Below are 12348 nucleotides of genomic sequence, written 5' to 3'. Positions count from 1 at the left end.
CATGGCACGCGCTCGGCCCGCGGCGCAGGCCACGCGGCGACGCGCCTGGTGGGTGATCGGATACGCCGTGCTGGCGGCGGTGTGCGCCGTCGCCCTCGCACCCCTCGCGCTGGCGGCGCTGGGGACGGGCGGCTCGGCCGCGACCGGCACCGAGGCGAGGCGGGCCCGGAGCCGGGCCGAACGGCTGGGCGTCCAGGCCCCCGACCTGATCCTCGTGCTCTCCCTCCCGTCCGGGCGGCGTCCGGACCAGCCGGGGAAACGCCCGGACCCGCAGCTGCTCCGGGACGGCGCCGGGGCGGTGGTGACGGCCCTGGCCCGGGAACCCGGCGTACGCGGGGCGTGGTCGGCCGACAGCGCGGGCGATCCGTGGATGCGCTCGCGCGACGGGCGGAGCGTGCTGGTCGACGCGCGGCTGACGGGGGAGAAGAAGGAGCAGGCGCGAGCGGCGGGCCCGCTGGTCGACACGGCCCGGGGCGCCGCCCCCGGTCTGCGGGTGGCCGCCGCGGGAGAGGCCTGGACCGACCGGGAGGTCAACGAGACCCTCGACCGGGATCTGCGCCGGGCCGAACTCCTCGCCGCACCCGTCCTCTTCGCCCTGCTGGTCCTCGCCTACGGGTCCGTGGTCTGTGCCCTGCTGCCCGTCCTGACCGCCGCGCTGGCCGTCGGCTGCGCGCTGCCGGTGATGGGCCTGCTGGCCCACGTCGTCGACGTGCCGCGGGTGGCGCTGAGTGCCGCCGCGGCGATCGGTCTCGGCCTGGCGGTGGACTACAGTCTCTTCCTGCTGACCCGGGTGAGCGAACACACCGCGCGCGGCGAGGACTTGGAGGATGCCCTGGGCGCCGCGCTGCGCTCCACGGGGCGTTCCGTCGTCTTCTCGGCCGCGGCCGTCACCGCGTGCCTGGCGTGCGCGTGCGTGGTGCCGGTGCCGTTGCTGCGCGCGCTGGCCCTCTCGGCCATGGTCGTCACCGTCCTGTCCGCGTTGGCCGCCCTGCTCGTGCTGCCGGCCTGCCTGCGCCTGCTCGGCCCGCGCGCGCGGGCGTGGGACCCACTTGCGCGGTGGCGGCGTACGAAGCCGGGGGAGAGCAGCCGGTTCTGGCGGCGGACCGCCCGCGTGGCGACCGCACGCCCGCTCCTCGTCGGCGGGCTCGCGGCGCTCCTGCTGGTTCTGCTCGGTCTGCCGTTCGCGCACGTGCGGCTCGGCCTGGTGGACGACCGGACCCTGCCGCCGCAGGCGCGCGCGGCCGCCACCGCCGAGCAGTTGAGGACCCACTTCACCGCGGCACCGGAGCGCCTGCTGACGGCGGTGGTCACGGGCGCGCACGGCGGCGAGGACGTCACCGCCTACCGTGACCGGCTCGCCGCCCTCCCCGGCGTGACCGGCGTACGGGTCATCACCCCGGCCGCCGGCGGGCAGGGCAGGAGCGCCGTCGGTGCCGTCCCGGGGGCGGCGGTCCTCGAAGTGGCCGGTGAGGCAGCCCCCGACACCCGGCGGGCGAGCTCCGTGGTACGAGCCGTACGGGCCGCGCCCGCCCCCGGAACCGTCGCCGTGGGAGGACAGGCCGCCGAGATCGCCGACACCTCCGCCGCCGTCCGGCACGCGTTGCCCGGGTGCCTGCTGTTACTGGCGGCGGCCCTGCTGGTCCTGCTCGGCATCTTCACCCGTACCGTCGTCGCACCGCTCAAGGCGCTGGTCGTGGCTGTCATCAGCCTCGGCGCGACCCTGGGGGCGACCGTCCTGCTCTTCCAGGAAGGCCACGGCAGCCCCCTGCTCGGCGACTTCACCATGACGGGCTCCCTGGACGCCGCCGTCCTGCTCTTCACCCTCCTGATCACCCTCGCCCTGTCGGTGGACTACGAGGTGTTCCTCCTGGGCCGGATCCGCGAGGAGTACCTGCGCGGCGGCGACAACCGCACCGCCATCGTCGACGGCATCGCCCGGACTGGGCGACTGCTCACCTCGGCGGCGGCCGCGATCGTCATCTCCACGGCGGCCATGGGCACGTCGCACGTCACCATCATGAAGATCGTCGGTATCGGCGTGGCCCTCGGCGCCCTGGTGGACGCCGTGCTCGTACGAGGTGTCCTGGTACCCGCCGTGATGACGGCCCTGGGCCCGGCCAACTGGTGGAGCCCCTTCAGCGGTCGCTCCTGACCCGACTCCGGCACCGCGGCCCACCGGCTGTCTCCGGGGCGCAGGACCGGATCACCGGCCGAGCTGCCGCAGCACCGCGGTGATGTTGGCCCGGTACGTGCGCAGCGCCGTCAGGCGGGAAGTCCGGGTGGCCGAGACCGGCCATGCACTGGCGGACCAGCAGCGCCGACGCCCGCTGGGATCGTTGGTAGTCCTGGGGCGTGGCGGTGTAGCGGTCGGCCGGGAGGGGGCCGGGGTCCGTCGCCGTGCGGGTATCGTCGGGGCGTTCCGGGCCCGAGGCGCAGACCGCCGCCAGTACCGCCACCGCCACGGCACCCGGCCGCCACCCCCGCATCGCCATGCGAGGGGATGCTAGCGGGCGGCGTATACGCGGTCGGTCACGGCCCCGGCGATCGAGCCGGGCGAATGGCCGCTTCCGCAGGCGGCTCCTGACGTCCGCCGTGCGTTTCCCGGCCGTATGGCACCGCGTATATGAAACGTAGATGCCCGGTTGCCATAGTCGGGGCAGCACACCGTACGCAGGCCGGGGCCAGCCGATGGCCTCCCACACGAAATGAGCCAGGTTCTCTCGTGCAGCGCAACCAGACGTCCATGAACCGCCGTATGACCGTTCTCGTTCCGGTCCTCCTCGCCCTTCTCGTGGGTGCCTTCGGATCCGTCGTTGCCGAGTCCTCCTCCGGTGCCACCGCTTGGAGCACTTCCGCCAACGGCCCCGGCGACCACGGCAAGGGGACCGACGAGTACAACACCCGGGCGTAACGGCCCTCGCCGCATACGAAGTCCCCGGCCGATCAGGACTTCAACTGCGCCGCGGCCTGCGCGGCCTCCGGCAGACCTGCCCCGGTGAAGACCTCCAGCGCCTCGGCGGCGTGCGCCCGAGCCTCCGTCAGGTGTCCGGCGTCGAACGAGGTACGCGCGTGGATCAGCAGCGCGTAGCCCCGGTCCCGGGCGCGGTCCGGCACGGTCCGGAAGTACGACACCGCCCGCCCCGCCGCATCGAGCGCGGGCTCGATGCGGCCCAGGACGCGCAGGGTCTCGGCGGACCGGTAGTGGGCCTGCGCCCGCTGGCCGGGAATCCGCTCGGTCTCGCACACCTGAAGGCACTCGGCGTAGCTGGCCAGCGCCTCGTGCGGACGGTCCAGCTCGTGCAGGGCTTGCCCGCGTACGCACAGTGCGTGGGCCACCCCGTGCGGGTCCGCCATGGCGCGCAGGGCGCCCAGCGCCTCCTCGCAGGAGGGCAGCGCCTCGGCGGCGCGGCCGCCGCGGATCCGGGCCAGGGCCGCGTTGAGCGTGGTGAACAGCTCGGCCGTGCGCTGGCCCTGCTCCCGCGCCAGGGCGAGCGCCTGGTCGAAGTGGGCCGCCGCGTCGTCGTACCGCTGCTCGAACTGGGCGATGACGCCGAGGTCGTTGTAGGCCTGCTGGAGGATGGCCCGGTCGCCGGCCCGGCGGCAGGACTCGGCGGCCAGCTCGGAGTGGGTGCGCGCCTGGCCGAGCCGGGTAGCCTGGAGCGCCGCGTTGCCGCAGATGAAGTGGGCGCGGCCGGCCGCGCGATGGACACCGGCACGGGTCGCGGTGTCGGCGAGCGCCGTGGAGGTCACGGCCATCTTGGCGTACGGGATGTCCTGACCGAAGGAGCTGAGTGCCACCAGGAGGTCGGCGGCCGTCGTCAGCAGGACCGGATCGGGACTGCCCGGTCTTCTGAGCAGCAGCCCGACGGTGTGGACGGCGCAGTCCGACTCGGCCACGACCCACTCACGGGCTTCGGCGAGCCCGGCGAATCCGTCGCCGGGCTCGGCGGCGGTGGCGGCGATGGTGCTGTGCACCGGGTCGCCGGGCACCATCCGCTGGAACGCCGCGGCCGCCCGGTGCAGCAGATGGTGCAGGAGGCGGCGTGCCACGGCGAAGTCGTCGTCCGCCGACGCGCCATCGGGCCGGGGCAGGTGGAGGGCGAAGTCCCGGCCGAGGTCGTGGTAGCGGTAGCGGCCCGGCTCCGGGGACTCCATCAGCGCCGCGTCCACCAGCGCCTCCAGTAGCTCCTCGGCGTCGTGTTCGCTGAGGGCCAGCGCCGCCGCGGCGGCCTCCAGGGAGATGCTGGGCCAGGTCACCGGGGCGAGCGAGCGGAACGCCCGGGCCTGCTCCTCGGGGAGCTGGCGGTAGCCGAGTTCGAAGACGGCGGCCACCGCCAGGTCGTCGGCCCGCAGCTCGGTCAGCCGCCGGCGCTCGTCGGCCAGCCGGGCCACCAGATGCGCCACCGTCCACCCCGGCCGCGCGGCCAGCCGGGCCGCCACGATGCGTACCGCGAGCGGCAGATGGGCGCAGGCGCCGACGAGTGCCACCGCGGCCGGTTCTTCCTGGTCGATGCGCTCCGCGCCCGCGATGTGCCGCAGTAGCGAGAGGGCCTCGGCGCGGGTGAACTCGGCGAGCTGGACATGGCTGCCGGACGGCACACCGGCCAGGCGGGCCCGGCTGGTGACGAGCACCCCGCAGCGCACGGCGCCCGGCAGCAGCGGTTTGACCTGGGCGGCGTCCCGGGCGTCGTCGAGCAGCAGCAGGACCCGTCGGCCGTCGAGGACCGTACGGAACAGCCGGGCCCGGTCCTCGACCGAGCCGGGTATCTCCTGGCGGGGCACGCCCAGCGCGGACAGGAAGCTGGCCAGGACCGTGGCGGGAGTGGCCGCGTCCGCGCTGGTGCCGCGCAGATCGGCGTAGAGCTGGCCGTCGGGGTAGGCGTCCTTGACCCGGTGCGCGACCCGCAGCGCCAGGGCGCTCTTGCCGATGCCGCCCATCCCGCTGACGGTGGCGACCGCCAGCGCGCCGCGCTCCTCATCGGCGAGGGCCTTGTGCAGGGAGGCGAGGGCGTGCGCGCGGCCGCTGAAGTCGGCGATGTCCGCGGGGAGTTGTGCCGGGCGCACGAAGGCGGCGGTGGCGCCGCGCCCGGCGCCGTCGGGATCTTCGGGGATGGCCGCGCCGACGGCGGGGGCCTGGGTCCGTACCGTTGTCAGCAGCGCGGGGTCGCCCTCAAGGACGCGCTGGTGCAGCGCCCGAAGCTCCGGGCCCGGGTCGAGGCCGAGCTCCGCGGCCAGCACATCGCGGGCGCCGGCGAACACGCTCAGGGCATCGGCCTGGCGTCCGGCGGCGAACAGGGCGCGCATCAGGAACCCGTACGGCCGCTCACGCAGCGGCCGCTCCTTGATGAACCCGGTGAGCGCCGGGATCACCTGGGCGGGGCGGCCCAACAGGATGTCGAGGTCGAACCGCTCCTCCAGCAGATGCAGCCGCAGTTCGGCCAGCCGGGAGCGCTGGTGGTCGGCGAACGGCCCCGGCACCCCGGCGAGCGGCTCACCCCGCCACAGCGCCACGGCCTCTGCCAGCAGCTCGGCGCACTCGTCGTAGCGCTCGGCCTTGCGGGCGTGCGCCGCATCGGTGGCCAGGTGCTCGGCGCGGAGCGCGTCGACGCACAGCGGCTCGGCGATGAGCCGGTAGCCGTCGCTGGCGGAGGCCAGTATCTGGGGGTCGCGGCCGCCGTTCTCCAGGAGCTTGCGCAGCTTCCAGACGTAGGTCCGCAGGATCATCACCGCGGAGCCCGGTGCCGCCTCGCCCCACACATCGCTCATCAGCTCGTGCAGGGGCACGACATGTCCGGCGCGCAGCGCCAGCGCGGCCAGCGTCGCCTGCTGCTGGGGGGAGCCTCCTGGCACGACGGTGTCGTCGAACCGGATGCCCACCGATCCGAGCACGAAGAATTCCACGGTCCCCCCGGGGTGTTCCGCATGGCTCTCACCGGCCGCGTTCCCCCTGGTCAAGGCGGTGGCCGGTAAATGGAGCGTCATCCTACGGGCCGAAGGTGTCTGGTGGTGAATCATCCGGACGGGAGTGCTCCGTGTCGGGCCCGGACCGGTGGGTGCCGGTCGTCCTCGCCCGTGGGGCAGCTGCGTTTTCGCCTGCGGGTCCGGTGCGTGCGTGGTCGGCCCGCCGGTCAGACCCAGCCCAGCCGCGCCGCGCGCAGCCCCGCCTCGAACCGGCTGCGGGCGCCCAGCCGTTCGTTGAGCGATGCCATGATCCGCCGGGCGGTGCGCGCCGAGATGTGCAGCTGGACCGCGGCGGATTCGTCGGTGTGTCCCTGGGCGAGCAGGGTGAGCAGGGCCCGCTCCTGCTCGCTCGGCAGATGACCGGTCCCGGCCGCGTCGCCGCCCAGCGGGGCGGCCCCGCCCCAGACCCGCTCGAAGAGGGCGAGCAGCGGGGCGATCATGCCGGGGGCGGAGAGAAGGAGCGCGCCCTTGGCGTTGTCGGCCGGGTCCATCGGTACCAGCGCGTGCGAGCGGTCGACGACGACCAGCGAGGTCGGCAGCGCGGCCACGGTGCGGAATTCGCCGCCCTGTGCGGCCAGTGCGCGGGTGTGGGCCAGGGTCGCCGCGTCGTCGCGGACGGCGTCCGGGCCGACGGTGCGGATCGCCACCCCGCGCTGAAGGGCGAGCGTGTCGCTCTCGCGCGTGGCCTGAAGCGCGGCCGGTGTCCGGGCGTCCGCCATGAAGGTGAGGATCTCGTGCCGGGCCTCCAGGGTCAGCCGATCCAGCCGCCGCCGCACCGCGTCCGGCCCGGTCAGCCGCTCGACCCCGTCCGCCTGCTGCGCGGGACCGCTCGAACCGGCGAGGATGCGGACCAGCGCCTGATGGCTGCTGGCCATCTGGTGCTGGCGGCGCAGCAGTTCGTCGTGCTGCTGGTCGAGCAGCCGCTTCACCCCGAGCACCGGATCGACCACGGTGAACCGACTGGGCGCCTCGCACGACATCTGCACCAGTTGCAGCGCGAACAGCCGGTCGAGGCAGGCGCGGATCGCGTCCGGTGCGACGGACAGCTCGGCGGCGAGCTCCGCCACGCCCAGGGCCGGCCGGTCGAGCATCTTCTGGTACACCGTCCGGTCCAGCGCCTCCAGGCCGAGCGTCGCGGTCAATTCCCCACCCCTGTCGTGTGCCGATTCCCCAGCGGATCCGCGCTTCCGGCGGATGCGAGCCCCAGTGTGGAACGCGGCCATCTACACCCCATAGATCTCGCGTCTACGCATATACGCGAGGGACGCGGCGCGGTGTCACAAAGCGGCCTGTCCGCTTCTGACCAGCCAAAACCTGTTCCCTGCGGGGGTGGACGCCGGTCAGGATGAGGCCACCGCCACGGCGCAGCGCCGGGCGGTTCCCACCTCTTCTTCCTCCCATTCCTGCCGAGGGCACCTCCATGACTTCTTGCATCCCCTGCGCCGTCCGTACGACCTCCGCGGTGGCCGGTCACGGCCCGGCCGGGCACTGACGTACTCCCGAGTGGAGCTGACCGTCATCACCCTCGACGCGGTCGACCCCGAGGCGGTCCGCACGGCGGACGGCGCCCGCATGGTCGACCTGCTCTGGACGGCGGCGGCCCGCGGCGAACGCCTGGAACACATCAGCGTCCAGGCCGGCCGTCCGGGCCGCCTCCACCTCGGGATGTTCCTCGCGGCGACCGGAGAACGGACCACCCGGTCCACGGCGCTGGCCATCTGCCGCCGTGCGCTCGCGATGTCCCCCCTGCCCGGCGGCTGGCGCATCGCCGCCGCCCCGTCCCTGACCCAACCCCTCTGCCATGACCTTCCTTCGATGACACAAGAGGAGCAGCACCCGTGACCAACCCCTTCGAGGACGAAGAGGCCGTCTACCTCGTCCTGGTGAACGAGGAGAACCAGCACTCGCTGTGGCCCGCCTCGCTCGACATCCCCGCCGGCTGGCGCACCGCCCACGGCCCGGCCGCCCGCCAGGCGTGCCTGGACCACATCGAGACGACCTGGACCGATCTGCGCCCGGCCAGCCTGATCGCCGCGACGAAGGAGGCCTGAGCCATGACGACCCAGCGCACCGCCCGGCCCCGGCACTATCTGATGTGCCGCCCCAGCCACTTCACCGTCACCTACCAGATCAACCCCTGGATGGACCCGGCCAAGCCGACCGACACCGCGCTCGCGGTACTCCAGTGGGAGCGGCTGTACGCGCTCTACCAGGAGCTCGGCCACACCGTCGAGCTGATCGACCCGGTGCCGGGCCTGCCCGACATGGTCTACTCGGCCAACGGGGCCACGGTCCTCGACGACCGCGTCCTCGTCGCCAACTTCCGCCACGCCGAGCGCACCGACGAAGCCCCCGCCTACCAGGCGTGGTTCGAGCAGCGCGGCTACCAGGTGGTGCACGCCGCCCGCCACACCAACGAGGGCGAAGGCGACTACCTGGTCGCCGGCGAGCGCATCCTCGCCGGTACGGGCTTCCGCACCGACCTGGCCGCGCACGCCGAGGCCCAGCAGGTGCTCGGCGCTCCCGTGGTCAGCCTCACCCTGGTCGACCCGCGCTTCTACCACCTGGACACCGCGCTCGCCGTACTCGACGACGACGAAGTCATGTACTACCCGGGCGCGTTCTCCCCGGAGAGCCGCGAGGTGCTGCGCCAGCTGTACCCGGACGCGCTGCTCGCCGAGGAGGCCGACGCCGAGGTGTTCGGGCTCAACGCCGTCTCGGACGGGCGCAATGTGCTGCTCCCGGAGGCCGCGGGCAACCTCGCGGACCGGCTCGCCGACCGCGGCTTCACCCCGATCGGCGTGGACCTGTCGGAGCTGTTCAAGGGCGGCGGCAGCGTCAAGTGCTGCACCCTGGAGCTCCGCCACACCGCGGCGGCCCCCGGCGGTGCGCGATGACCACCGTGCTCCACTGGCACACCGAGCCGGGCGCCCCCGCCACCGTCGACGCGCCCGAGCTCGCCGACGCGGCGGCCGCCCGCGACTGGCTCGCCGCCCACCGCGAGGAACTGCGCGCCGGGCTGCACCGGTTCGGCGCGGTCTACCTGCGCGGCCTGCCGATCCGCAGTGTGGACGACTTCGCGCTGGTCCGCGACGAGCTGATCCCGACCGCGACCCCGTACCGCGAGAAGGCCACCCCCCGCAGCGACTACGGCGGCGGGGTCTTCTCCTCCACCGACCTGCCGGCCGCCCAGGCGATCCGGCCGCACAACGAGAACAGCTACACCCTGACCTTCCCCGGGCTGCTGCTCTTCGGCTGCCTGACCGCGCCCGAGGAGGGCGGCGCCACCCCGGTCGCCGACTGCCGCGAGGTGCTGCGGCTGCTCCCGTCCGAGCTGGTCGAGCGGATGCGCGCGCACGGCTGGGTGCTGACGCGGAACTACTCGCAGACCCTGTCGGTCGCCTGGCAGGCCGCGTTCGCCGCCGAGGGCGCCGAGGACGTCGAGCGGTACTGCGCCGAGAACCTGATCTCCTGTCAGTGGAGCGAGGAAGGCGATCTGCGCACCGCCCAGCTGCGCCCGGGCATCATCCGCCACCCGCACACCGGCGACGAGGTGTGGTTCAACCACCTCGCGTTCTGGAGCCAGTTCTCGCTGGACGAGGACATCCGCGAGGTCCTGCTGGAGGAGCTCGGTGCGGACGGCCTGCCGTTCTCCACCGCCATCGGCGACGGCATCGCCCTCACCGCCGAGGACCTGGCGGCCGTCAACTCCGCCTACGAGCGGGCCACGGTGCGCCGCACCTGGCAGCCGGGCGACCTGATGCTCGTCGACAACGTCCTGGCCGCGCACGCCCGCGACCCCTACCGCGGTGACCGCCGCATCCTGGTCGCCATGGGCGACCCGGTCGCGGTGGCCGACTGCGCCCCGACCGTCGCCCCCGCCCCGGCGGTGTCCCATGGCTGAGCCGCAGGACCTGGTGGCGCGTTTCCTCGCCACCGCGGCGGCGGTCCCGGACCGGATCGCGATCCACGCCCCGGACGCCTCCCTCACCTTCGCCGAGCTGGGCGAGCGCACGGCCCGCCTCGCCGGGCGGCTGCGCGCGCTGGGCGTCGGCCGCGGCGACCGGGTGGGCGTCAGCGCCCGCCGGGGTGTGCACTGGGCGGTGGCACCGCTGGCCGTGTGGCGGGCGGGCGCCGCGTATGTGCCGCTCGACCCGGCCTACCCCGACGACCGGCTCGCCTTCGTCGCCGCCGACGCGCGGCTGCGCGCCGTGGTCTCGGACACCGGCGCCCTGCCGTGGGCCGACGGCCTGCCGGTGCTGGGGCCGGACGAGACGGGCGAGGACCGGTTCGACGACGTGGCCCCGGGCGCGCTCGACCCGGCTTACGTCATCCACACCTCGGGCTCCACCGGCCGCCCCAAGGGCGTCGAGGTCACCCGGGGCGCCGTGAGCGCGCTGGTGGACGGTCTGGAGGAGCGCGGCGTATACCCGGCCGGGCACCGCGTGGTCGGCTGGAACGCCAGCCTGTCCTTCGACGCCTCGGTGCAGCAGTGGGCCCGGGTGTGCCGCGGCGACACCCTGGTGCTCCTCTCAGACGACGACCGCACCGACCCGGCGCGACTGGTGGCGCTGTTCGACGAACACCGCGTCACCGAAGTGGACTTCACCCCTTCGCACTGGCAGCTGGTCGGCTCCCGGCTGCGCGGCCGTGGGCTGCGCCTGCTCCTTGGCGGTGAGCCCATACCGCAGCGGATGTGGCAGTCGCTCGCCGAAGGGGAGGAGGCCTGGAACCTGTACGGGCCCACCGAGTGCACCGTGGATGCCACCGCTACCCCGGTCGCCGGCCCCGCCCCGCACCTCGGCCACCCGCTGGCCCATGTGCGCGCCCATGTACTCGACGAGACGTTGGCGCCGGCCGATGCCGGTGAGCTGTATCTGGCGGGCCCGGCCGTGGCCGTCGGCTACGCCGGACGGCCGGGGCTGACCGCCGAGCGGTTCGTCGCGGATCCCTTCGCGGCCGACGGCAGCCGGATGTACCGCACCGGCGACGAGGTGCGCCGCCGGGCGGACGGCACGCTGGAGTTCCTGGGCCGCAGCGATCGGCAGATCAAGGTCCGCGGCTTCCGGGTGGAGCCGGGCGAGGTGGAGGACCGGCTGCGCGAGCACCCGGCGGTCACCGCCGCCGTCGCCGCGCTGCGCACCGGCCCGGACGGGGACACCCTGCTTGCGGCGTACTGCGTCACCGTGGCGGACGCGGCGGTGAGCGACGACGAGCTGCGCGCGCACTGCGCGGCCACGCTGCCCGGCCATGTCGTGCCGTCGGCGTTCGTCCGGCTCCAGGCCCTGCCACTGACCCCCGGCGGCAAGGTCGACACCGCCGCACTGCCCGAGGTCACAGCGGTCGCCACCGGCGAAGGGCGGGCGCCCGAGGGCGAGTTGGAACAGCTCATCGCCGAGGTGTGGGCCGAGGTCCTGGGCCGCGACAGCGTCCACGCGGACGAGAACTTCTTCGCGCTCGGCGGCCACTCGCTGGTGGCGCTGAGGGTGGTGTCCCGGCTCAAGCGGACCACCGGGATCGTCCTGCCGACCAAGGACGTCTACCGCTTCCCGAAGCTGAGCGATCTGGCCCGGCACGCGGAGTCGGTCCGGGCGGGCGGTGCCTCATGAGCGCCCCCGACACCACCGTGGTCCGTCTCACCCAGCGCCCGAACCCCGCCCGCACCCTGGTCTGCCTGGGCTTCTGCGGCGGCGGCACGGCCTCCTTCCACCCCTGGATCCCGGCGTTGCCCGAGGACACCGACCTGGTGGCCATCTGCTACCCGGGGCGCGAGGGTCGCTTCCTGGAGGAGTGCGCGACCAGCTGGGACGAGCTCGCGGCGGACGCCGCGCACGCCGTCGCCTCCGTCGCGGCCCAGGGCCCGTACATCCTGTTCGGGCACAGCATGGGCGGCTGGATGGCCTTCGAGGTCACCGCCCGGCTGGCGGCGGCCGGCGCCCCGGTGCCGCGGTCGCTGGTGGTCTCCGCCTGCAACGCGCCCGACCAGGGCCTGACCGAGCGGGACCGGTTCCCCGCCCAGGGCCAGCACGACGGTGAACTCCTGGACTGGATGCGCACCCACGGGCTGCTGCCCGCGCATGTCCTGGACGAGCCCGAACTCACCGAGATGGCCGTGGAGTTGATGCGCGCCGACATCCGGGCCCGTGACACGTTCACCTTCGCCCCCGGCACCCGCATCGACGTGCCCCTGCAGATCCTCTCGGGCGCGGACGACCCGGTGATCGGGGACGACCTCGGCCCGCGCTGGGCGGGCCTGACCACCGGCGGATCCCGCCATGACGTCCTGCCCGGCGGGCACTTCTACACCCCCGCCGTGTGGAACGCCCTGCCCACCCGGATCGCCGCGCTCGGCGCTCCCGCCCCCGCCACCCACTGACGAACGGCACA

Annotated in this window: 10 protein-coding genes; 8 read left to right on the top strand and 2 right to left on the bottom strand. The window is 74.3% G+C overall.

Annotation, left to right across the window (positions count from 1 at the left end; translation table 11 throughout):
• Position 1 precedes the first annotated feature (1 nt).
• Positions 2-2152, top strand: a complete 2151-nt coding sequence (locus tag ACGFRG_RS00920; protein WP_393259996.1) for an MMPL family transporter — start codon at positions 2-4, stop codon at positions 2150-2152.
• 603 nt (positions 2153-2755) lie between these two features.
• Entirely contained in the window at positions 2756-2911 is a 156-nt protein-coding gene (locus tag ACGFRG_RS00915; protein WP_361416461.1) for a hypothetical protein, read from the top strand.
• Between the two features lie 32 nt (positions 2912-2943).
• Here the strand turns inward: ACGFRG_RS00915 and ACGFRG_RS00910 are convergent, their stop codons facing one another.
• Positions 2944-5889 (bottom strand): BTAD domain-containing putative transcriptional regulator, encoded by a 2946-nt coding sequence (locus ACGFRG_RS00910; protein ID WP_393259993.1) that lies wholly within the window; start codon positions 5887-5889, stop codon positions 2944-2946.
• 239 nt (positions 5890-6128) lie between these two features.
• Positions 6129-7103 carry a LuxR C-terminal-related transcriptional regulator gene (locus ACGFRG_RS00905; protein ID WP_393259990.1) on the bottom strand — a complete coding sequence of 325 codons (975 nt, stop codon included), beginning with the start codon at positions 7101-7103 and terminating at the stop codon, positions 6129-6131.
• Between the two features lie 361 nt (positions 7104-7464).
• Between ACGFRG_RS00905 and ACGFRG_RS00900 the strand changes: the two genes are divergently transcribed.
• The 6 genes from ACGFRG_RS00900 to ACGFRG_RS00875 are packed head-to-tail and all read left to right on the top strand — an operon-like array spanning position 7465 to position 12337.
• Positions 7465-7803: a hypothetical protein gene (locus tag ACGFRG_RS00900; protein ID WP_361416452.1), complete on the top strand. Its 339-nt coding sequence runs from the start codon at positions 7465-7467 to the stop codon at positions 7801-7803.
• A complete protein-coding gene (locus ACGFRG_RS00895; RefSeq protein ID WP_393259988.1) occupies positions 7800-8012 on the top strand; it encodes an MbtH family protein in 213 nt (70 codons plus the stop codon). Before ACGFRG_RS00900 ends, ACGFRG_RS00895 begins: the two co-directional genes overlap by 4 nt.
• Before the next feature lie 3 nt (positions 8013-8015).
• Complete coding sequence (gene ddaH / locus ACGFRG_RS00890; RefSeq protein WP_361416446.1) at positions 8016-8858, top strand: dimethylargininase; 843 nt, start codon at positions 8016-8018, stop codon at positions 8856-8858.
• A complete protein-coding gene (locus ACGFRG_RS00885) occupies positions 8855-9865 on the top strand; it encodes a TauD/TfdA family dioxygenase (protein WP_393259985.1) in 1011 nt (336 codons plus the stop codon). The genes ddaH and ACGFRG_RS00885 overlap by 4 nt, the downstream gene beginning before the upstream one ends.
• The gene (locus ACGFRG_RS00880) at positions 9858-11570 is read left to right on the top strand and encodes an amino acid adenylation domain-containing protein (RefSeq protein ID WP_393259982.1); all 1713 of its coding nucleotides are present in this window, start codon (positions 9858-9860) and stop codon (positions 11568-11570) included. The genes ACGFRG_RS00885 and ACGFRG_RS00880 overlap by 8 nt, the downstream gene beginning before the upstream one ends.
• On the top strand, positions 11567-12337 hold the full coding sequence (locus ACGFRG_RS00875) for an alpha/beta fold hydrolase (protein ID WP_361416437.1): 771 nt from the start codon (positions 11567-11569) through the stop codon (positions 12335-12337). The genes ACGFRG_RS00880 and ACGFRG_RS00875 overlap by 4 nt, the downstream gene beginning before the upstream one ends.
• Positions 12338-12348 lie beyond the last annotated feature (11 nt).

The sequence above is a fragment of the Streptomyces sp. NPDC048696 genome, assembly GCF_043198895.1.
GTDB lineage: Bacteria > Actinomycetota > Actinomycetes > Streptomycetales > Streptomycetaceae > Streptomyces.
This window is presented reverse-complemented; position numbering and strand designations above follow the sequence as displayed.

Excerpts from the sequence above, each read along its gene's own strand:
- ACGFRG_RS00920 (WP_393259996.1), top strand. The coding sequence starts at position 2 with ATGGCACGCGCTCGGCCCGCGGCGCAGGCCACGCGGCGACGCGCCTGG.
- ACGFRG_RS00915 (WP_361416461.1), top strand. The coding sequence starts at position 2,756 with ATGACCGTTCTCGTTCCGGTCCTCCTCGCCCTTCTCGTGGGTGCCTTC.
- ddaH (WP_361416446.1), top strand. The coding sequence starts at position 8,016 with ATGACGACCCAGCGCACCGCCCGGCCCCGGCACTATCTGATGTGCCGC.
- ACGFRG_RS00885 (WP_393259985.1), top strand. The coding sequence starts at position 8,855 with ATGACCACCGTGCTCCACTGGCACACCGAGCCGGGCGCCCCCGCCACC.
- ACGFRG_RS00880 (WP_393259982.1), top strand. The coding sequence starts at position 9,858 with ATGGCTGAGCCGCAGGACCTGGTGGCGCGTTTCCTCGCCACCGCGGCG.
- ACGFRG_RS00875 (WP_361416437.1), top strand. The coding sequence starts at position 11,567 with ATGAGCGCCCCCGACACCACCGTGGTCCGTCTCACCCAGCGCCCGAAC.